The sequence below is a fragment of the Mycobacterium sp. NGS15 genome (assembly GCF_059813245.1).
Genome location: NZ_JCALEF010000005.1, coordinates 568,530 through 588,365 on the forward strand (window position 1 = coordinate 568,530; position 19,836 = coordinate 588,365).

At 66.3% G+C, this 19,836-nt stretch carries 17 protein-coding genes; 11 read left to right on the forward strand and 6 right to left on the reverse strand.

What is annotated here, in order from left to right; all coding sequences use genetic code 11:
* Positions 1-8: 8 nt before the first annotated feature.
* The 3 genes from alc to dctA are packed head-to-tail and all read right to left on the reverse strand — an operon-like array spanning position 9 to position 3,698.
* The gene (gene alc / locus AC5Y5C_RS17295) at positions 9-1,025 is read right to left on the reverse strand and encodes an allantoicase (protein ID WP_499974424.1); all 1,017 of its coding nucleotides are present in this window, start codon (positions 1,023-1,025) and stop codon (positions 9-11) included.
* On the reverse strand, positions 1,022-2,299 hold the full coding sequence (locus AC5Y5C_RS17300) for a DUF6986 family protein (protein ID WP_499974425.1): 1,278 nt from the start codon (positions 2,297-2,299) through the stop codon (positions 1,022-1,024). Before AC5Y5C_RS17300 ends, alc begins: the two co-directional genes overlap by 4 nt.
* A gap of 25 nt (positions 2,300-2,324) precedes the next feature.
* On the reverse strand, positions 2,325-3,698 hold the full coding sequence (gene dctA / locus AC5Y5C_RS17305) for a C4-dicarboxylate transporter DctA (protein ID WP_499974427.1): 1,374 nt from the start codon (positions 3,696-3,698) through the stop codon (positions 2,325-2,327).
* Positions 3,699-3,772: 74 nt separating this feature from the next.
* Between dctA and AC5Y5C_RS17310 the strand changes: the two genes are divergently transcribed.
* The gene (locus tag AC5Y5C_RS17310) at positions 3,773-4,366 is read left to right on the forward strand and encodes a nucleotidyltransferase family protein (protein WP_499974428.1); all 594 of its coding nucleotides are present in this window, start codon (positions 3,773-3,775) and stop codon (positions 4,364-4,366) included.
* On the opposite strand, the gene AC5Y5C_RS17315 is transcribed toward AC5Y5C_RS17310, so the two are convergent.
* The gene (locus tag AC5Y5C_RS17315) at positions 4,354-5,871 is read right to left on the reverse strand and encodes an NCS1 family nucleobase:cation symporter-1 (protein ID WP_499974430.1); all 1,518 of its coding nucleotides are present in this window, start codon (positions 5,869-5,871) and stop codon (positions 4,354-4,356) included. The genes AC5Y5C_RS17310 and AC5Y5C_RS17315 overlap by 13 nt on opposite strands.
* A gap of 165 nt (positions 5,872-6,036) precedes the next feature.
* Here AC5Y5C_RS17315 and puuE point away from each other — a divergent pair, with 165 nt between their 5' ends.
* Positions 6,037-7,002, forward strand: a complete 966-nt coding sequence (gene puuE, locus AC5Y5C_RS17320) for an allantoinase PuuE (protein WP_499974432.1) — start codon at positions 6,037-6,039, stop codon at positions 7,000-7,002.
* On the opposite strand, the gene AC5Y5C_RS17325 is transcribed toward puuE, so the two are convergent.
* Positions 6,957-7,697: an aspartate/glutamate racemase family protein gene (locus AC5Y5C_RS17325; RefSeq protein ID WP_499974434.1), complete on the reverse strand. Its 741-nt coding sequence runs from the start codon at positions 7,695-7,697 to the stop codon at positions 6,957-6,959. The two genes, puuE and AC5Y5C_RS17325, sit on opposite strands and share 46 nt — an antisense overlap.
* 156 nt (positions 7,698-7,853) lie before the next feature.
* On the opposite strand from AC5Y5C_RS17325, the gene AC5Y5C_RS17330 reads away from it, so the two are divergent.
* The 5 genes from AC5Y5C_RS17330 to pucL all read left to right on the forward strand — a co-directional run bounded on the left by AC5Y5C_RS17330 (position 7,854) and on the right by pucL (position 12,409).
* Positions 7,854-8,564, forward strand: a complete 711-nt coding sequence (locus AC5Y5C_RS17330; RefSeq protein WP_499974435.1) for a GntR family transcriptional regulator — start codon at positions 7,854-7,856, stop codon at positions 8,562-8,564.
* A 119-nt stretch (positions 8,565-8,683) separates the two neighbouring features.
* The gene (locus AC5Y5C_RS17335; RefSeq protein ID WP_499974437.1) at positions 8,684-10,636 is read left to right on the forward strand and encodes a solute carrier family 23 protein; all 1,953 of its coding nucleotides are present in this window, start codon (positions 8,684-8,686) and stop codon (positions 10,634-10,636) included.
* The gene (uraD, locus tag AC5Y5C_RS17340; protein WP_499974441.1) at positions 10,623-11,162 is read left to right on the forward strand and encodes a 2-oxo-4-hydroxy-4-carboxy-5-ureidoimidazoline decarboxylase; all 540 of its coding nucleotides are present in this window, start codon (positions 10,623-10,625) and stop codon (positions 11,160-11,162) included. The genes AC5Y5C_RS17335 and uraD overlap by 14 nt, the downstream gene beginning before the upstream one ends.
* Positions 11,162-11,485 carry a hydroxyisourate hydrolase gene (gene uraH, locus AC5Y5C_RS17345; RefSeq protein WP_499974442.1) on the forward strand — a complete coding sequence of 108 codons (324 nt, stop codon included), beginning with the start codon at positions 11,162-11,164 and terminating at the stop codon, positions 11,483-11,485. Before uraD ends, uraH begins: the two co-directional genes overlap by 1 nt.
* A 15-nt stretch (positions 11,486-11,500) precedes the next feature.
* Positions 11,501-12,409: a factor-independent urate hydroxylase gene (pucL, locus tag AC5Y5C_RS17350; RefSeq protein ID WP_499974444.1), complete on the forward strand. Its 909-nt coding sequence runs from the start codon at positions 11,501-11,503 to the stop codon at positions 12,407-12,409.
* On the opposite strand, the gene AC5Y5C_RS17355 is transcribed toward pucL, so the two are convergent.
* Entirely contained in the window at positions 12,406-13,788 is a 1,383-nt protein-coding gene (locus AC5Y5C_RS17355) for an amidohydrolase family protein (protein ID WP_499974685.1), read from the reverse strand. The two genes, pucL and AC5Y5C_RS17355, sit on opposite strands and share 4 nt — an antisense overlap.
* 83 nt (positions 13,789-13,871) lie before the next feature.
* On the opposite strand from AC5Y5C_RS17355, the gene AC5Y5C_RS17360 reads away from it, so the two are divergent.
* Genes AC5Y5C_RS17360 through AC5Y5C_RS17375 form a run of 4 tightly spaced genes read left to right on the forward strand, consistent with a single transcriptional unit; the run spans position 13,872 to position 19,829 of the window.
* Positions 13,872-15,242: an 8-oxoguanine deaminase gene (locus AC5Y5C_RS17360; RefSeq protein ID WP_499974445.1), complete on the forward strand. Its 1,371-nt coding sequence runs from the start codon at positions 13,872-13,874 to the stop codon at positions 15,240-15,242.
* Positions 15,242-16,054 carry an FAD binding domain-containing protein gene (locus tag AC5Y5C_RS17365; RefSeq protein WP_499974446.1) on the forward strand — a complete coding sequence of 271 codons (813 nt, stop codon included), beginning with the start codon at positions 15,242-15,244 and terminating at the stop codon, positions 16,052-16,054. The genes AC5Y5C_RS17360 and AC5Y5C_RS17365 overlap by 1 nt, the downstream gene beginning before the upstream one ends.
* On the forward strand, positions 16,051-18,759 hold the full coding sequence (locus tag AC5Y5C_RS17370) for a molybdopterin-dependent oxidoreductase (protein ID WP_499974448.1): 2,709 nt from the start codon (positions 16,051-16,053) through the stop codon (positions 18,757-18,759). Before AC5Y5C_RS17365 ends, AC5Y5C_RS17370 begins: the two co-directional genes overlap by 4 nt.
* Complete coding sequence (locus AC5Y5C_RS17375; protein ID WP_499974449.1) at positions 18,756-19,829, forward strand: XdhC family protein; 1,074 nt, start codon at positions 18,756-18,758, stop codon at positions 19,827-19,829. The genes AC5Y5C_RS17370 and AC5Y5C_RS17375 overlap by 4 nt, the downstream gene beginning before the upstream one ends.
* Positions 19,830-19,836: the final 7 nt, after the last annotated feature.

Below are 19,836 nucleotides of genomic sequence, written 5' to 3' on the forward strand. Positions count from 1 at the left end.
CGGACCGTTCAGCCGCCTTCGACGGAGGCCCGCCCCGCCGCTGTGAGGTCACCGAAGAGGCGTAAGCGTGCCAGCCCACCGTCGGGGTAGATGTCCAGGCGGACGTCGGTGACGGGCTGCGAACTCTCCAGCAGGAACCGGTGCCGGGTGTCGGGTTGCAGCGGGATGCGCGGCAGGAGCGGAACCCAGTCGCCCTGGGCGCTCAAGCCCTGCAGCCCCGCGGCGCCAGGGCTGTTGCCCACGAAATACGAGGTGTCGATCTCGGCCAGCCGAAGCACTCCTTCGCCGGCGAGTCGCACCTGCACCCAGTCGTTGGCGCCATCGCGGCGGCGGGCGGTCTCCCATCCGTCGCCCATCACCCGCGCGACCCCGGGGAACAGCAGATTCTGGGGTGAGCTGTAGAACCGGTTGGAGCAATCGGTCACCAGTCCGCCGTTCTCGATGGCGGCCAGGTCGAACTGGCCGGCGTCGAGGAATCGCGGATCGGGCCGGCCATGGCCATGCACGCGCAACCGTGCGACCCCGCCATCCGGGTGCATCGTCAACCGCACGTGTGTCCACCGCTGCGTCGAGTGAACGTCGAACACATTGCGGGTGTCGCCGTAGACCTTCGTGCGCCCGATGATGTTGTGCCAGGCGGTGTTCCGGGCGATGTCGGCTGCCGGCGGATACCCGTCGATCTGCGCGGCGTCCACCGAGATTTCCGGCGGGTAATTTCCCTTGAACCACGCGGTGTCGACAACGATGCCCGCGATCACACCGGGGACGCCGAGCCTGACGATGGCGGCGTCGTGGCCGGGCTCGCCCGCCGGATCACGCCGGCGCCGGGTCTCCCAGCCGTCGTATACCTGTCCCTTGTGCCCGAAAGTTGCGGGCCGGTAGTCCGCGGGCCCGGGCTTGATCAGGTTCTCCTTCTCGGCGAACAGGTCGTCGTTGGCCCAGATCACCGCTCCGCCCAGGGATCGCAGCGCCAAGTCGGGCAGCATCGTGAAATCGGGCAGCCCTGCGGGTGTATTGCTGGTCATTGCTGGTTGGTATCTCCTGTTGTGGTGCGTTGCACGAGTTGGTCCAGTACCGCGCGGTCGCATCCGGGGGCGACGGCGACGACCTCGTCGGGGGAGTAGGCGCCGCAGTCCAAGCCGCGCAGTATTCCGGCGGCCAGTGCCTGCGCCGTCGCCGGTTCGTCGACGATCGCGCCGCCCTGGCGCCGTAGGTAGGCATCGATGCGGGGCCCGGCGGTGGCGAGCGCCCGCTGGTGGAATGCGTAGGTGGCCAGCCACCGGGTGATCAAGTGCCCGGGATGCATGTCCCAGCCTTGCCAGTAGCCGCGTTCGAGGGACCGAGTGACCAGCCGATGGTGCCTGGTGATCGCGGCGGCCTGCTGCTCGAGGGTGCCGTCGGGGATTACCTGAGTGGAGCCGTCGCATACCCAGACATCGGTCTGCGCCGCGGCGGCGAGCATCACCGCTTTGGCGTGATCGGCCACGGGATGTTCCAGCGACTGATGTGCCGCGGCGATTCCGCACGCTGCGCTGTAGTCGTAGGTCCCGTAATGCAATGCGACAAGGCGTCCTTGCGCCATGTGTATGGCCTTGGCCAGGGTGGCGGTGCCGTCGGCACCCAGTACCGCTTGCGGACTCTCGATCTGGAGCTCGAAACGCAGTGAGCCGCTGGGTAATCCGTGTACTCGCTCGAGCTCGTCGAACAGCTGCAGGGCGGCCTCGACCTGGGCCAGCACGCGGAATTTCGGAATGGTCGTCACGAATCCCCGCGGCACCCCCGATGCCCCGTCGAGCACCAGTTCCAGGGTGCGCACACTGCGCCGCAGATGCAGGGAGGTGAGACCTTTGATTCGGATGCCCAGTGCCGCAGGAGGATCCGCCGCCACCGACAGCGCCCGCAGGGTGCGCCCCGCCTTGCGGGCGTCGGCGTCCTCGGTGTTGTCCACACGCCAGCCGTAACCGTCCTCGAAATCGAGCCGTAGGTCCTGAATCGGGGCGGTGGCAAGCCGCTCCTTGACGCGGGGGAGGACGCCCTGTGTATCGAGTGCCGTGAGCGTCTGCTCATGGCGCCCGGCGAGTTCGAGTGCGGAGGCCCCCCACTGCTCGGGTGTCTGGACGTCAGCCAGTGCCGCGCTGACGTACGCGGTGTGGATCGGTTGGGGTTCGCCGCGGCCGTCGGGATAGGCAGATGCCAGGCCGGCGTCGGCGGCGGCCAACAGTTCCGCGATGGGACCGAGCCAGCCGGGGCTGCCGGCATCTGACGGGTGGGACGTGGATGCCGCGGACACGGGTCCCATGCTCGCAGACTCGTTTCGGCAGCGCTCAGCGGTGCGCAGCGGCGGTATCGTCGTCGGGCTCGGCGGCGATCTGTTCACCGGCCTCTTCACCAGCGAGAACCGTGCGCATGCGGTCCTTGTCGAGCTGGCCCTCCCAGTTGGCCACCACGAACGTCGCGACGCAATTGCCCAGCAGGTTCACCGATACCCGCATCGAGTCCATGATCCGGTCGGCGCCGAGCAGCAGCGCGACGGCGGCCACCGGGATGGCGCCATGGCCTATCGCCGCCACGGTCGCCGAGAGCGCCAGAAACGATGAACCCGGCACGCCTGCCATGCCCTTGGAGGTCAGCATGAGCACCAGCACGGCGGTGATCTGTTCGCCGATGCTGAGGTCCACGCCCAGCGCCTGCGCGAGAAACAGCACGCAGATCGACAGGTACAGGGTGGCTCCGTCGAGATTGAAGGAGTACCCGGTGGGAACGACCAGTCCCGTGGTCGTCGTGGAACACCCCGCGTGATTCAGCTTGGTCATGATGCGCGGCAACACCACTTCGGTGGAGGCCGTGCCGAGGGCCAGGAACAACTCGTCCTTGATGTAGACGACGAACTTCCACAGGTTCACTCCCGCGAAGAGCCGCGCGATCACCGCCAGAACCCCGATGAACAGCAGCGCGGCCACGTAGCAGGCGGCGATGAGCTTGCCGTAACTGCCCAGCGAGCCGATCCCGTATTGGCCCACGATGTAGGCCATCGCCCCGAGCGCGCCCAGCGGCGCCAGCCGCATGATCCACCCGATGATGGTGAAGAAGATGTGGCTGAGGTGCTCGATGAACTCCAGCACCACCGGTGGCCCCGATTCGCCGAACTTGGCCAGCGCCAGGCCGAAAAGTATTGCGAAGAACAGCACCTGCAACAAGGCGTTCTCGGCGAAGGCCGAGACAATGGACGAGGGGATGATGCCGAGCAGGAACTCGACGGTGTGCGGCAGCTCGCCATTATTGGTCTTCTTGGCGATGGCATCAGCGCCCGTCGCCAGCGTCCCGGCGTCGATGTGGAATCCTGCCCCCGGCTTGGCGAGATTCCCCACCAACAGACCGAACAGCAGCGCGAAGGTGGTGACCGCCTCGAAGTAGATGAGCGCCTTGACGCCGATCCGGCCGACGGATTTCAGATCCCCGACGTGAGCGATGCCGAGCACCACCGTGCAGAAGATGATCGGCGCGATGAGCATCTTGATCAGCTTGATGAAGCCGTCGGCGAGTGGGCGCAGGTCGGCACCGAGCCCGGGCCACTGCCAGCCGATCAGCACACCCGCGACGATGGCCACCAGCAGCTGGACGAATAGCGACCGGTACCAGGGCGGCTTGTTCGCCAGGCGCACCATTTCGCTGGCGGGTATCTCGATCGCGGCCGTCATGGGCGCGACCGTAGCGACGGCCTGTTTAACGCATGTGAACGCGGGATGCAGCGCGTATTACGCGGGTGGCGGTCATGGGGTTCGATAGGGCTATGACCTTTGCCGCGCCCGATGCCACGGCAGATATTGTTGCCGGCGCGGTACTCGCGGCAGGAGCCGGTACCCGCTACGGCATGCCGAAGATCCTTGCCGAGGAGGGGCGCTGGCTCGCGCTGGCGGTGACCGCGCTGGACCGTGGGGGCTGCGACGAGATCTACGTGACGCAGGGTGCCGCGCACACCGAAATACCTTCGCCTGCAAGGAGTATCGACGTTACCCGGTGGCGCGGCGGCGCATCGGAATCGGTGCGATCGGTGCTGGAACTGCTGCGCCCGCGAACGGATGTGGCGGGAGTTCTTATCCATCTGGTCGACCTGCCGTCCGTGGGTCCGGAGGTGATACGCGCGGTGCTGTGCGCAAGTGGGCGTCGGCGCTCGGCATTGGCACGCGCGATATTCGAAGGTCGGCCGGGCCATCCCGTGTACATCGGCTCGGAACATTTCGGCCCGGTACTGGGCGCACTGGAGTGCGACCGGGGAGCCGGGCCGTACCTGGCCGCACGCGCCGATGTGATCGAGGTGCCGTGTGATCACCTGGGTGACGGCGCAGACCGGGACTACCGGCCATAGATCACACGTGCCGGGACGTACCGCATGCCCAGCAGGTAGACGCCGAAGCCGATTCCGGCACCCACGAACCAGGTGAAGCTCGCCAGGTAGGCGCTGCCCCAGACCACCATCGCGATGGCGGTAAGCGCCCCGGTGACAGTCGCGGCCACCGCCACTGGGTTGACCCCGCCGCGGTAGTAGTACGCGCCCGACGGGGACAGGGTGAATAGGCCGTCGACCTCGATGGTGCGATTGCGCACGACATAGAAGTCGGCGATGAGGACTCCGAAGAGCGGGCCGATCACCGCGCCGAGCGTATCGAGTGTGTAGTGGATCGTGTCCGGGTTGTTGTAGAGATTCCAGGGGGTGATCAGAATCGAGCCGACCGCCGCGATCATGCCGCCGGCCCGCCAGCTGATCCGGGTGGGGGACAGGTTGGAGAAATCGAAAGCGGGCGAGACGAAATTCGCCACGATATTGATCCCGATGGTGGCGATCGCGAAGGTGAGTACACCCAGCACCGCCGCGGTGGTGTTGTCGATTCTGTCCACGATCAGCACCGGGTCGGTGATGATGGCGCCGTCCTCGCCGCGGCCGATGACCGTCGCCCCTGCCGACACCGTGCACACCGCCAACACCGCGAAGAACAGAAAGTTCAACGGCAATCCCAGGAAGTTCCCGCGCTTCACCTCCTCGAAGCTGCGCCCGTACCGCGAGAAATCGCCGAAGTTGAGCATGGGCCCCGAGAAGTAAGACACCACCAGCGCGATCGCGCTCAACACAGTCGCCACCGCGGCGAACCCGGTTTTCGGCGGACCCGACGCCAGGCCGAAATGCACGTTCTCCCAGCCGGCCGCGACGACGAGATAGAGCGCCAATGCCAGCATCACCGCGTACACCGCGGGCCCGCAGAAGTCGATGAACTTACGAATCGCCTCCATGCCGTTCCAGAAGACGGCGGCCTGCAGCACCCACATCAGCAGGAAGCCGCCCCAGCCGAGTAGCGATAACCCCAGAAATCCGTACTCGCCGGCATTGCCGTAACGACCGAGGGAGGGCTCGAACTTCACCGCTAAGAGTACGAATGCCGTTGACGCTAAATAGGTTTGGATGCCGTACCAGGCGACGGCGATAAGGCCCCGGATCACAGCGGGAAGATTGGCCCCCCGCACCCCGAACGCGATGCGGGCGGTCACCGGGTACGGCACGCCGGCCTGCTGGGAAGGTCGTGACACCAGATTGCACAGCCAGTACACCGCCACGATGCCGATCGTCAGGGCCAGCAGCACCTGCCAGGCTGAGATTCCCAGCGCGAAAAGACTTCCCGCAAAGACGTAGCCGCCGACACTGTGGACATCGGACATCCAGAACGCGAAAAAGTTGTAGCTGGTCCAGCTCTGTGTCCGCAGCGGGGCCAGGTCGCCGTTGGTCAACGCCGGGTCGTATCCGGGTTTGATCACGCTGTCCCCGGCGGCGCTGTGCCCGCTGGCGGGAGCGATGGCATCAGCCGTGAGTACGCCGGTCACGTAACCTCCTGCGAATCGTCGACCAGCCAGAAAAGCTGGTGACCCGAAGTTAAGTGGTCGGTGTTGCCATCGTGTTGCGCAGAAACAATATTTTCCCAGGCCAGAATTCCTCCACCGGAACGTGATTCTGTGCGGCAAATCGGGCGGCCTACTATCGTGCGCACGATGGCTCCTTACGAGGCTGGACAGGCAACACCCCGCGATATGGTGGGTTACGGACGCACCCCGCCGCACCCGCGCTGGCCCGGTGGGGCCCGTATCGCGGTGCAGTTCGTGCTCAATTATGAAGAGGGTGCTGAGAACAACGTCCTGGATGGATCGGCCGCCTCGGAGACATTTCTGTCGGAGATGGTCCCGGCGGAGCCGTTCACGAATCGGCACATGAGCATGGAATCGCTGTACGAATACGGTTCACGCGCGGGGCTCTGGCGGGTCCTGCGGGTTTTCGAGCGCCGGGGCCTACCCCTGACGATCTTCGCCGTGGCGCGGGCGTTGCAATGCAACCCGGAGGCGGTGGCGGCATTCAGCGAGCTCGGGCACGAAATTGCCTGCCATGGGCTGCGGTGGCAGTCCTACCAGCTGGTGTCCCCGGATATCGAGCGTGAGCACATGGCGCAGGCGGTCCAGATTCTGCGTGATCTCACCGGAGCCGCCCCGTTGGGTTGGTACACCGGCCGTGATTCCCCACAGACCCGGAAACTGGTGGTCGAGCACGGGGGCTTCGCCTACGATTCCGACTCCTATGCCGATGACCTGCCGTACCGGGTGCGGGTGCCTGCTCACGGCGGCGCGGCCGACCATTTGGTCGTGCCCTACACCCTCGACACGAACGATATGCGGTTTGCCTCACCGGCTGGATTCCCCAGCGGGGAACAATTTTTCACGCACCTGCGTGATGCCTTCGACTGCCTGTACGCCGAGGGGGAGGCGGGCAGCCCGAAGATGCTGTCGGTGGGCCTGCACTGCCGCCTCGTGGGCCGGCCGGCGCGAACTGTCGCGCTCGAGCGGTTCCTCGATCATGTGCAGGCCCATGAGGGGGTGTGGATCGCCAAACGCATCGACATCGCCGAACATTGGCGTCGGGTTCACCCCGCCGATATCGAGCCGAACGAATCCATCAGTCCGGCATAGGGTTTGATCGGAGGTGAGGCGAACTCGCCCCGCCCCGACTTGCGCAGGCCCATGGACACCAACGACTGCACCAGGTTCACCGCGGCTGCCACACCATCGATCACCGGTAGCCCGATCTCCGATGAGATGTCCCGGCACAGCCCGGCCATCCCCGCACAACCCAGCACGACCACATCGCTGCCGTCATCGCGCGCCGCGCGTCGGCAGTGCTCGATGAGAATGTCCTTGGTTTGGGGGTTTCTTTCCAAGTCCAGCACCGCGATATCGCAACCGTGCACTCCCCGGCAGAAGCGGGACATTCCATAGCGTTCGGCCAGATCCCAGGCGCGGCCGGCGGTGCGTTCCAATGTGGTGACCACGCTGAACCCCCGGCCGAGGTGACTGGCCATGTGCATGGCAGCTTCGGCGATGCCGACCACCGGCCCGGCGGCCAGTTCTCGCGCGGCATCCAGGCCGGGATCACCGAAGCAGGCCAGCACGTACCCTTCGGCGCCTTCGGATTCAGCGCGGCGGATTTCGGCCAGCACACCGGGCGCACTCAACGCCTCGTCGTAGTGGCTTTCGATCGAGACCGGCCCCATCGCCGGGTTGACGGCGGTGATGCTGGTTCCCGGCCAGGCCGCTGATTGCGCTACCACTTCGATGGCCTTCGTCATGGCCTCGGTGGTGTTGGGGTTGATGACGCGTATGCGCATGGCCGACAGGGTACGTCGGCCGCGGCGGGTGTGGGGTGCGACGTTGTCGCGGACGCCCCGTCATGAAACGTTCGCGTTAACTCTGTGTCGCCAGCAATGGCGGCCGGCCGCGACCACTGACAAGATCGGGGTTCGGCAGACGGCGATGGAGGGCGAATGTCACGTACGTTCCGCTACCGGAGGCTGATCAACGAGCTGCGCGCCAACCGGTCAGGGCATGACCAGACGAGCGTGCTCGACGGGTTGCGGCGGGCCATCCTCGACGGTGCCGCGCCGCCGGGTTCCATGATCCCCATCAGCGAGGTCGCCGACACGTACCAAATCAGCCCCATCCCGGTACGAGAAGCGCTCAAGACCCTTGTCGCCGAGGGGCTCGTCAACCATCGTGCCAATGGGGTCTACCGGGTAGCTCAGCTCACGCTTCCGGAGCTTCGTGAGATCTATTTCACCCGAGGTGTTCTCGAGCGTGCCGCGCTCGCACAGGCGGTGGCGCTCGCAACGTCCGAGGACCTGGATCGCGCACTGGCCGAACACGAGCGGCTGCAACAGGCCACCATCGAAGGCGATGCGCGCGCTTTTCACCTGCATTCCCGGCGTTTTCACCGCGCCTTGGTGATGCCCTGCGGCATGCACCGCCTGTTGCACATGTTCGAGGCCACCTGGAATCTGACCGAGCCGTTTCAGGTGATGCGCACGGTTTCCGCCTCGGATCAGCTGCAGCTACACGCAGACCATGAGGCGATGATCACAGCGGTGGCAAGGCACGATACCGAGGCACTGCTGACCGTGGCGACCACCCACCACGACCGCCTGGAGTCGGTGATAGTCGCTGTCGCAGGACAATTGGACGTAATCGCGGAAACGTAGCGAGGTGACCCGCTGGAAAGATATAGACATCCGGCAACCTGGCCGCAACACGTTCGATCTAGCGTCGCTTCCGCGGTCGGCAGGTAAGCACGGGCGCACCGAGGCAGGGAGGTTCTGCGATGAGGAGAGTCCACCCCGTCGACGAGGTGCCCGCAGCGGGCAAGCTCATCACTTTGGGCATCCAGCATGTGATCGCGTTCTACGCCGGCGCAGTGCTGGTGCCGCTGCTCATCGCGCGGGCCATCGACCTGGACGCCGAGGCGCTGACCATGTTGATCACCGCCGACCTGTTCACGTGCGGTATCGCGTCGATCCTGCAAGCGGTGGGGTTCTGGAAGATCGGCGTGCGACTGCCGCTGCTCCAAGGGGTCACCTTCGCGACCCTGGCCCCGGTGATCAAGATCGCCAACGATCACGGCGGCGGCAGGGTGGGGCTGCTCACCGTCTACGGCGCCGTCATCGCCGCGGGCGCGTTTACGTTTCTCATCGCGCCGTTCTTCGCCCGCCTCATCCGGTTCTTCCCGCCGATCGTGACCGGCTCGGTCATCACGATCATCGGCGTATCGCTGCTGCCAGTGGGCATCGGCGACGCCGTCCGCAACCCACACAGCCCGGTGGCCGCACACGATCCCGGAAACGGGCGCTGGCTCATGTACGCGGTGGGCACCATCGTGCTGATCGTGTTGATGCAGAGGTTCTTCCGGGGCTTCTGGAGCACCATCGCGGTGCTGCTCGGACTGGTTTCCGGCACCGCCATCGCCTGGCTTGCCGGGGATACCGACTTCACTCGGGTGGGTGAGGCCGGCTGGATCGGGTTCACCTCGCCGTTCGCGTTCGGCGCCCCGCGCTTCGATGTCATTGCGGTGGTGTCGCTGATGGTCGTGCTGATGGTGACCGCCGTCGAATCCACCGGCGCGGTCTTCGCCACCGCTGAGATCGTCGGCAAGCGGGTACGCGGGGCGGATATTGCTGCCACGGTCCGCGCCGATGGCATTGCCACCATGATCGGCGGCACCTTCAACTCGTTCCCGTACACGGCGTTCTCGGAAAACGTCGGGCTGGTGCGCCTCACCGGCGTCAAGAGTCGTTGGGTGGTAGCGGCCGCCGGGGTGATCATGATGGTGTTGGGTGTGCTGCCCAAGACCGCCAAGATCGTGGAATCGATCCCCGCACCGGTGCTGGGCGGGGCCGCGATGACCTTGTTCGCGACGGTGGCCGTCGTCGGCATCCAGACACTCGGCAAGGTCGACTTCAACGACCACCGCAACCTGATCATCGCCAGTACCTCGCTGGCCATGGGGATGTATGTGCAGTTTTCCCAATCCTCGGGCCCGTCAACTGTCCTGGACCACGGGCGTGGCGTCGCCGTTCCCGCGCTCCCGGGAATCGACCAGGCCGTACCGGGGCTGCTGCAGATCCCGTTCAGCACCGGCATCACCATGGGCGCCATCACCGCGATCGTGTTGAACCTGCTGTTCTTCCATACCGGCAGCCGCGGCGTGGCGGTGGCCGGGGGAGGCGCCATTCGGCTCGCGCAGGTCAACGAGATGACCCTCGACGCGTTTCGCCACACCTTCGGCAGCCTGGTCCAGGACGTGCACTGGGTGGTGGACCGCGCCTACCGACAGCGGCCCTTTGCCGACGCACACGATCTGCGCAGCGCGTTCCAGGAGGCGATGCTCACCGGCAGTGATGAGGAGCAACTCGAACTCATCAGATCGTTCCCGGATTTGGGCGCCGAGGACGAAGCTGGGGAGATGGCGGCCGTCGACCACACCATCCTGCAGACCCTCGACGAGGGTGAGCTGAACAATGTGGTGAGCCTGGCGAACGCCTATCGCGAACACTTCGGCTTCCCGCTGGTGATCTGCGCACGTGAGACCGAGCGCTACGAACGAGTGTTGCGCAACGGGTGGAGCCGCATGGAGAACTCGGCGACCAGCGAGCGTGCTTTCGCCCTCATCGAGATCGCGAAGATCGCCAATTACCGGTTCGAGGATCTGGTGGCCGATGCCAACCCCATCACGGCCGCCCGCTTTGGGCGTTACGAGGATTTCCATGCGGCGCGTTGACTGGCGGGGAATCGAGAGCTTTAACGAGCTCACCGATAACCAGGCGATCCACTGGCTCTATGAGTGTTGCACCTCGCGGATATGGGCGGTGCGGGTGGCGGCCGGGCGCCCGTTCAGCGATGAGGAGGCGCTGTACAACCGTGCGGACTTGATCCTCGCCGAGCTCACCGACTCGGACCTGGACGAGGCCCTCGACGGACACCCGAGGATCGGGGAGCGGCCCGATAACGCGGCCTCCTGCCAGGAACAGTCCGGGGTGGCCGGTGCCGACGCCACGGTGCTGGCCCGGCTCAAGGAATGCAATGCCGAGTACGAGCAGCGCTTTGGCTATGTGTATCTCGTGTTCGCCAATGGCAGACCCGCCGCGGAACTGCTGGCGATCCTGCAGGAGCGGCTCAAGAATGACCCGCAGAACGAACGCCGTGTGATGAGAATGGAATTGGGCAAGATCAATCGCAGCCGTCTGGCGCGGATGCTGGGCCCGGCAGGCAGGCATGCCGATGAGATCGAGACGGAGGATGGATAGTGGCGGGTGTGAGTACCCATGTATTGGACGCGGTATCCGGGCGGCCGGCGCAGGGTGTGCGGGTGACCCTGCTGGACGCTGCAGAGTCTGCGGTGGCCAGTGGCACAACCGATTCCGGGGGACGGATTGCCGACCTTGCCGGGGCGGTGCTAGCCGCCGGTGAGTACCGGCTGGTGTTCGACACCGGAAGCTGGTTCACCGACAACGGGATCGACGGCTTCTACCCGGAGGTGATCATCAGTTTCCGGGCGGACGGTAGTGGGCACCTGCATGTCCCGCTGCTGCTGAGCCCGTACGCCTACTCCACCTATCGCGGCAGCTGAGAAAGGAACGCATCCATGGGAATCGTGCTCGGAGGCAACCAGTACGGCAAGGCCGAGAATCGAGTCGTCCGGATCTACCGGGACACTCCGCGTCATGAGATCAAGGACCTCAACGTCGGCAGTGCACTGCGCGGGGACTTCGCCGCCGCCTACACCGATGGTGACCAGCGCAAGGTGCTGCCCACCGACAGCCAGAAGCAGACCATCTACGCCTACGCCAAGGAGAAGGGCATCGAGACCATCGAACGGTATGGCCTGGATCTGGCGTACCACTTCGTGGACGAGTACGAGCCGGTAACCGGAGCCCGCATCGAGATTGACGAATACGCCTGGGAGAGGGTCGTTGTCGATGGGCGCGAACACGACCACGCCTGGGTTCGCACGGGGCAGGAGGTGCGTACCGCCGAGATCACCGTCGACGGTGTGGGCGCGGCACAGCGGACGTGGGTGGTCGGCGGTCTCAAGGACCTTGTGGTGCTGAAATCGACGGGGTCGGAGTTCCACGATTTCCTGGAAGACAAGTACACGGTCCTGCAGCCCACCAACGACCGGGTGATGGCCACCTCACTGGTGGCCAAGTGGCGCTTCATCGGTACCGAGATCGATTGGAATCAAACCTACCTCGGGGTCAAGGCGCTCATCCTGGAGCGCTTCGCCACCGTGCACTCGCTTGCCCTGCAGCAGACGTTGTACGAGATCGGCAAGGCGATCCTGCAGACCTACCCGGTGATCGCCGAGGTCCGCCTCTCGGCGCCCAACAAGCACCACTTCCTCTACGACCTGTCACCGTTTGGATTGGAGAACCCTAACGAGGTCTTTCATGCCGATGACCGCCCGTACGGGTTGATCCAAGCCATCGTGACTCGGGATGAGGCACCGGACGCCGGGCCGGCCTGGGACCCGCACCTGTCCTGGTTGACCTAGCAGTCGAGGTAGCCGGTGATATCCCGCCCGCGCACGTGCACCGAGCTGATGGCCGGTTCCCGCAGACCCATCAACAGGCGAAACAGTGTCTGCTCGGTGGACAGCTGCTCGTCGTCGGATTGGATGCCGTGGGAAAGGTTGTCGGCCAATGGTTCCCATCGGTGTGGGTCGACGATCAGGAAGTCCGCGTCCTTGCCCGCGTCGAGGTTGCCGAACGTGTCCTCGCGGTCCAGTGCCCGTGCCCCGGCAAGTGTGGCGGTGAACAGCAGTTCGGCGGGGTGCAGTGATACCGCGGCCGAAGCCGGTTCGGACATATGGACTTTGAAACAGTCGTTCAGTACGCGCGTCAACAGCCATTCGTCGCCACCACCCACGTCGGTGCCCAGGGCGATGTTGACTCCACTGTCGACGGTCCGGCGCCACGGCATGGTTCCGGAGCCTAGGAACAGCTGCGAGGTGGGGCAGTGCGCGATGGACGTTCCGGTTTCCGCCATCCGGGCCAGCTCCCCATCCTGGCAGTGCACGGCATGCGCGAGAATGCTCCTGCGGCCCAGTAGCGTTGCGCCGCCCTTGCGGGAGCCGGGCAGGAAATGACCGTCATAGGTATCCAGGTAACTCCCGACCCCGTATGCGGACAGGGTGGCATCCACCTCGCCGGTGCCCGGCCGGGCGTTCTCGTTGAGATGAGAATGGAAGTAGACACCCTTACCCCGCACCCCGTCGTAGAGCTCGCCAAGCGCCGCAAGGGTGTCGGTGTTCACCGACAGCGAGAACCTGGGCACCACGGCGACATCGGTGAGCGGGTCACCATGCCATTCTTCGATTTCTTTCGCACACAGCTCGATGGCGTGTTCCGCCGTGGTGAGCAGCGGTGCGGCGCTCGGGGGGCCGACGGTCTGCACACCGCGTCCGCTGACCATCCGCAGGCCCGCGGCACGCGTCGCCGCGAACAAGGCATCCTGGGCTTGCGGGAACGCCGAACCCATCACCATCGCGGCCGTGGTTCCGGCGGCGATGCGGCGCCGGCAGAACGCGGCGGCGGCACGCTGCGCCAGCACGGGGTCGGCCAAACGGGCCTCTGCCGGAAAGATGCAGCGCTCCAGCCACTCCAACAGCTGGCCGCCACCGTAGGAATCGGTGCAGTAGGTCTGCGCGAAGTGCATATGCGTGTCCACGAAACCGGGGAGCAGGAAACCGGGGCGATAATCGTGCACCGGCCACGCGGAATAGGCCTGGGGCAGTTGCGCGTAGGTGCCGCAGTAGGCGATCACGCCGTCGACGCCGACGGCCAGCGCACCATCGGGCACCGACCGCAGGTGTGCGGCCGCTTCGGTCACCGTGGGGGAGCCCGTGATGTGAAGGATGTGCCCGCGGTACACGGCGGCGGCAATCGGGTCCATCGCACCATAGTGCACACCGCACGTCGTAAGCGCAGCATGAGGTGCGGCAGCGGGGAACCTCGATGAGCCCAATCACATTGATCGAGAACGTATTCGTCGCCACCGTGGACAAAGACGGGCGGGAGCTTGACGGTGCCGCCGTGGTCATCGAGGACAGTCGTATCGCCGCGGTGTTATCGGCCGGCGAACAGCACCCGTGGCGCGCGCTGCCGGGCGTCGAGCGCGTGGACGGACGGGGCTGCCTGCTGACGCCGGGGCTGGTCAATACGCACCATCATCTCTACCAATGGATCACGCGGGGGCTGGCCGCCGATCACACGCTCTTCGAGTGGCTCACCGCTCTCTATCCGGTGTGGAAAGGCATCGACGCCGACGACGTGCACGTGGCGGCACAGGGGGCGCTGAGCTGGCTGGCGCTATCGGGATGCACCACGAGCACCGATCACCACTACGTATTTCCCTCGGGGGCGGGTGATCTGCTGGAAGCAGAGATCGAGGCCGCACGGGCCGTCGGGCTGCGATTCGATCCAACAAGGGGCTCAATGGATTTGGGTCAGTCGGCGGGTGGCCTGCCGCCGGATAGCCTGGTGGAGTCGATCGACACCGCCCTGGAGGCCACTGCCGCGGCCATCGCCCGCTGGCATGACCCCACGCCCGGATCCATGGTGCACATTGGTGTGGCACCGTGCTCACCCTTCTCGGTGAGTGGGGAGTTGTTGCGCCAGTCGGCGCTGCTGGCTCGCGAGCATGGTGTGCGCCTGCACACCCACCTGGCCGAAACTGTGGACGAAACCACCTACTGTGCCGAGCGCTTTGGCTGCAGCCCGCTGGATTACATGGAACAGCTGGGCTGGCTGGGCCCCGACGTGTGGTTCGCGCACGGCATTCACTTCGACGACGCGGCCATCGCCCGGTTGGCAGGCACGGGCACCGGCATCGCGCACTGCCCGACCTCCAACGGACGCCTGGGTGCGGGCATCGCCCGTACTCGCGAGCTCATGGCCGCCGGGGTGCCGGTGGGCCTCGGTGTCGACGGCGCGGCCTCCAACGAGTCGGGCCGGATGCTGGAGGAGGCACACCAGGCGCTGCTGCTGGCGCGAGCTGTCGGGGGACCCACTGCGCTGAGCACCCGCACCGCACTGGAGCTGGCCACACTCGGCGGCGCCCGCCTGCTGGGCCGTGCCGACGAGATCGGCTCGATCGAGGTCGGCAAGTGCGCCGACCTGGTGCTGTGGGATTTGCGCACGCTGGGACACAGCGGAATCGACGACCCGGTGGCGGCCCTGGTGTTGGGTGAGGTGCCGCCCATCGCATGCTCGTGGGTGGGCGGCCGGGCGATCGTCAAGAACGGGGAGATGCTGACGGTCGACACCGATCGGATCGCGGCCGCAGTGCAGGCGGCGCATCATGGATTGATGGGCAGGGTGCGCTGATGGATCTTCACACCATCGATTCGGTGATGGTTCCCCGGGACCGCGCTGATCTGCGCGGCCTCGGCGAGCAGGATGGCGTGCTGGCCGGCGGCACCTGGCTGATGAGCCAGCCGCAGCCGGGTTTGCGCCGCCTCGTGGACCTGGCCGGGATGCGGTGGCCCGATCTCGTGGTCGACGCCGCCGGCCTGGAGGTGGCGGCCACCTGCAGTATCGAACGGCTCATCACCGCCTCGTATCCGCCCGGCTGGCGCGCGACCGTCCTTTTCGGCCAGTGCGCGCGTGCATTGCTGGCTTCGTTCAAGATCTGGCGTGCCGCGACGGTCGGCGGCAATATCTGCCTGGGCCTACCCGCCGGAGCGATGATCTCGCTGTGCGCGGCCCTGGACGCCGACTTGCTGATCTGGCGGCGTGACGGGTCCGACGAGCGCTGCGCCATCACGGAATTCGTGACCGATATCAACAAGACCGTGCTGCGGCCCGGTGATGTACTGCGCGCCATAACTTTTCCGGCCACTGCGCTGGCGCAGCCGACCGCACTGCGTAAAATCGCTTACTCCGCGCTGGGCCGCTCCGGTGCTCTGGTCACCGGCAGGCTCGACGGTGAGGACATCGTGCTCGGGATCTCCGCGGGGACGTGTAGGCCGATCGTGCTGCGGGTCCCTGCCGATCCGGAACGTGTATTCGAGGCTGCGGCAGCCATTCCCGGCGTGGAGTTTCACACCGATGCCCACGGCGCCGCCGACTGGCGCCGGGCGGTCACCGCGCGGCTGGCCCGCGAGGTCGCCGAAGAGCTGGCGGGCGGGCACCCATGAAGGTGAACGGCCAGATTATCGACGTCAGCCCGCGGCCCGGCCAATGCCTGCGTACCTTTCTGCGCGAGCACGGCCACACCGAGGTCAAGAAGGGTTGCGATGCAGGGGATTGCGGTGCGTGCACGGTGTTGGTGGACGGGGCATCGCAACACTCGTGCATCGTGCCCGCGCATCGGGTCACCGATGCCGAGATCCGCACCATACGGAGCCTCGGAGACGAACGTGACCTGCATCCCATGCAGCGTGGTTTCATCGGTCATGCCGGCTTCCAATGCGGATTCTGCACTGCCGGAATGGTGCTGACGGCGGCGACGCTTACCGAGGATCAGACCGAAGACCTGGGGAATGCGCTGAAGGGCAACCTGTGCCGGTGTACGGGCTACCGGCCCATTCGCGCCGCCATCAGCGGTGCCGCGCCGCCGCAGGACACCGTCAGTGCCCCGGCCGCTGCGCGGGTGGTCACCGGTACCGAGCCGTACACCATGGACCAGCTGCCCGTCGGTGTGGGACATATTGCGGTACTGGGCAGCCCGCATCCGTCGGCCCGGATCATTCGGATCGACACCGCCAGGGCCGGCGCCCTGCCCGGGGTGCGCGCGGTGCTGTGTTATCGCGACGATCCCGGCGTGCCGTTCTCCACCGCACGACACCACGAGCGCGCCGACGATCCCGATGACACGCTGGTTTTCGACCGTGTGCTGCGGTTCGCGGGACAGCGTGTCGCGGCGGTGGTTGCCGACTCGCCGACCATCGCGGAGCGGGCGCTGGAGTACATCGACATCGAATACGAGGTACTGCCAACGATATTCGACCCTGAGCTGGCGCAGCAGCCGGGTGTGCACCTGGTGCACGGCGATAAGGGGGCCGGCGCCAGGATCGCCGACCCCGCACGCAATCTCGTGGCGGAGGTGCACGGTGAGGTCGGCGACGTCGCGACGGCCCTGGCCCGGGCGGGGCAGTCCGGCGCCATCGTCAGCGGCAGCTGGCAGACCGCCCGGGTACAGCATGTCCACCTGGAGACCCACGGCTCGGTGGGGTGGCAGGACGCGCGCGGGCGCTATGTTGTGCGCACCAGCAGCCAGGTCCCGTTCCTGGTGCGCGATGAGCTCTGCCATATCTTCGGCCTGGCGCGCGAACAGGTCCGGGTGTTCGCGCCGCGCGTCGGCGGCGGGTTCGGCGCTAAACAGGAGATGCTCACCGAAGACCTGGTACTGCTGGCGGTGCGTGCCACCGGGGCACCCGCCGTCTATGAATTCAGCCGCACCGATCAATTCACCCTCGCGCCGTGCCGGCATCCGATGCGGGTGAACGTCACCGCGGCGGCGGGCCCGGACGGCATACTGACCGCCCTGGCCGTTGACGTGCTCGCTGATGCCGGGGCGTATGGAAATCACAGCGTGGGTGTCATGTTCCATGGCTGCAACGAGTCCATGGCCCAATATCGTTGCGCCAATAAAAGAGTCGACGCGCAAGCCGTATACACCAACAACATCCCGTCCGGTGCATTTCGCGGCTACGGGCTGGGACAGGTGCTGTTCGGTATCGAATCGGCCCTCGATGAGCTGGCGCGCGAACTCGGTATCGACCCGTTCGAGTTCCGTCGCCGCAACGCCATCGTCCCGGGAGATCCCTTCGTCAGCTGGGAGATCGAGGAGGACGACCTCGAATTCGGCAGCTACGGGCTGGACCAATGCCTCGATCTCGCGCAGGACGCGCTGGTGCAGGGTGTGGCGGATCCGGCACGCAACGGGTCGACCCTCCCTGCGGGTTGGAAGGTGGGGGAGGGCATGGCCGTCGCCATGATCGCGACCGTGCCCCCGCGCGGGCATGTGGCCGACGCGCGTGCCGAACTGAACGCGCGGGGCCGCTACCGGATCTCTGTGGGTTCGGCCGAATTCGGCAACGGCACCACCACCGTGCACGCGCAGCTCGCCGCTGCCGTGCTGGGTTGCGCACCGAGTCAGGTCGATGTCCGCCAGGCCGATACCGACGGAGTGGGTCACGACACCGGGGCCTTCGGCTCGGCGGGTACCACCGTTGCCGGCCTGGCCGTGCACCGGGCAGCAGAGCTGTTGCGGGACAAGATTGTCCGGCTCGCTGCGGAGAAGCTGGCCGTACCGGAATCGCGGTGTGTGCTGGGGCCGGACGGCGTACTGATCGGCGAGGAACTCTTGAGGCTGGCTGATCTTGCAGACATGTCGCCGGAGCCGTTGGCGGCATCAGGCCGTCACGAGGGCACGCCCCGGTCGGTCGCCTTCAACGTCCAGGCGTTCCGGGTCGGGGTGCAACCGGAGACCGGCGCCGTACGGATCCTGCAGTCGGTGCAGTCTGCCGACGCCGGAGTGGTGATCAATCCGCAGCAGTGCCGCGGGCAGGTGGAAGGCGGTGTCGCACAAGCCATCGGTTCGGCGCTCTACGAAGAGATCCTGGTAGAGGACGGTTTCGTCACCACGGCGGTGCTGCGTAACTATCACATTCCACGGTCGGTGGATGTGCCCGATACCGAGGTCTACTTCGCGGAGACCTATGACACGCTGGGGCCGTTGGGCGCCAAGTCGATGAGTGAGTCCCCGTACAACCCGGTGGCACCCGCGCTCGCCAGCGCCATCCGCGATGCCGTCGGGGTACGGATGCGCCGCCTACCCATGAACGCGGCACGAGTGTGGCGGGCCATCAACGCATCCGGGGGAGAAGAGCCCCGATGAAAGACGTACTCGGCGATCTGATTGAACTGCTCGAGGCAGGTGGCGCGGTCGCGCTGGCCCGTGTGGTGGAGGTCAGTGGTGCGGTTCCCCGCGAGCCCGGCGCGGCGATGATCGTGACGGCCGAGGGGCGGATCATCGGATCGTTGTCTGGTGGTTGTGTGGAGGCCGCGATCATCGAGACCGCCCGCGAGGTTCTGGAAACCGGCGTGTGCGCGAGCGAGCGCTTCGGCGTCGACGACGGGTTCGCGCCCGGCCTGACATGCGGCGGTGAGATTGAGGTCGTCACCGAATACGTGGGTGCCGAGCGGTTGCCGCTGCTGCGCCGGCTACGCAGTCGTATTGAACTGGGGGAGCCTGCAGCCTTGGTGAGCACACTGTCGAGAACGTGCGACTGGACGCTGGTGCATGCAGGAGAGTCGGGACCGTGGCCACAGATCGACGGCGATATCGCGACATTGGTGCGAGCCGGGCGCAGTGCGGTGGCGGGCGCCGATCGCTGCGAGCCTGATCAATCCGCGTTGCCGCGGGTTTTCGTGCAGGCGTTTGCGGCGCCGCCGCGGATGATCCTGGCGGGGGCCAACGCCTTCGTACGCGCCTTGAGCCGCACCGGCAGCCAGCTCGGCTATCGGGTGACGGTGGTCGATGCCCGTGAGGTGTTCGCGACGCCGGCGCAGTTCCCGTACGCGGACGAGGTGGTGGTCGACTGGCCGCACCGGTACCTGCACGCCGAGGCAGAAGCTGGGCGCATCGACGGGCGCACCGTGGTGTGCGTGCTGACGCATGACCCGAAGTTCGACGTGCCGATGCTGGCGGCGGTCCTCACCGGGGTGCCGGTGGGCTTTGTCGGTGCGTTGGGCTCGCGGCGCACCCACACCGACAGGGTGAGGCGCCTGCGCGCGGAAGGTATCACCGACGAGCAGCTGCGGCGGTTACACAGCCCGCTGGGTCTGGATCTCAATGCCCGCACGCCCGAGGAGACCGCGATATCCATTGCGGCGCAGATTATCGCGGAAACCTTGGGAGGCTCGGGGCGTGCTCTAAGCGACACCGACGGACCGATCCACCGGTAAGGGATGC

What these genes read in the sequence shown, in the direction of transcription:
- alc (WP_499974424.1), bottom strand. Translation starts at nt 1,025, where the DNA reads ATGACCAGCAATACACCCGCAGGGCTGCCCGATTTCACGATGCTGCCC.
- AC5Y5C_RS17300 (WP_499974425.1), bottom strand. Translation starts at nt 2,299, where the DNA reads ATGGGACCCGTGTCCGCGGCATCCACGTCCCACCCGTCAGATGCCGGC.
- dctA (WP_499974427.1), bottom strand. Translation starts at nt 3,698, where the DNA reads ATGACGGCCGCGATCGAGATACCCGCCAGCGAAATGGTGCGCCTGGCG.
- AC5Y5C_RS17310 (WP_499974428.1), top strand. Translation starts at nt 3,773, where the DNA reads ATGGGGTTCGATAGGGCTATGACCTTTGCCGCGCCCGATGCCACGGCA.
- puuE (WP_499974432.1), top strand. Translation starts at nt 6,037, where the DNA reads ATGGCTCCTTACGAGGCTGGACAGGCAACACCCCGCGATATGGTGGGT.
- AC5Y5C_RS17325 (WP_499974434.1), bottom strand. Translation starts at nt 7,697, where the DNA reads ATGCGCATACGCGTCATCAACCCCAACACCACCGAGGCCATGACGAAG.
- AC5Y5C_RS17330 (WP_499974435.1), top strand. Translation starts at nt 7,854, where the DNA reads ATGTCACGTACGTTCCGCTACCGGAGGCTGATCAACGAGCTGCGCGCC.
- AC5Y5C_RS17335 (WP_499974437.1), top strand. Translation starts at nt 8,684, where the DNA reads ATGAGGAGAGTCCACCCCGTCGACGAGGTGCCCGCAGCGGGCAAGCTC.
- uraD (WP_499974441.1), top strand. Translation starts at nt 10,623, where the DNA reads ATGCGGCGCGTTGACTGGCGGGGAATCGAGAGCTTTAACGAGCTCACC.
- pucL (WP_499974444.1), top strand. Translation starts at nt 11,501, where the DNA reads ATGGGAATCGTGCTCGGAGGCAACCAGTACGGCAAGGCCGAGAATCGA.
- AC5Y5C_RS17360 (WP_499974445.1), top strand. Translation starts at nt 13,872, where the DNA reads ATGAGCCCAATCACATTGATCGAGAACGTATTCGTCGCCACCGTGGAC.
- AC5Y5C_RS17365 (WP_499974446.1), top strand. Translation starts at nt 15,242, where the DNA reads ATGGATCTTCACACCATCGATTCGGTGATGGTTCCCCGGGACCGCGCT.
- AC5Y5C_RS17370 (WP_499974448.1), top strand. Translation starts at nt 16,051, where the DNA reads ATGAAGGTGAACGGCCAGATTATCGACGTCAGCCCGCGGCCCGGCCAA.
- AC5Y5C_RS17375 (WP_499974449.1), top strand. Translation starts at nt 18,756, where the DNA reads ATGAAAGACGTACTCGGCGATCTGATTGAACTGCTCGAGGCAGGTGGC.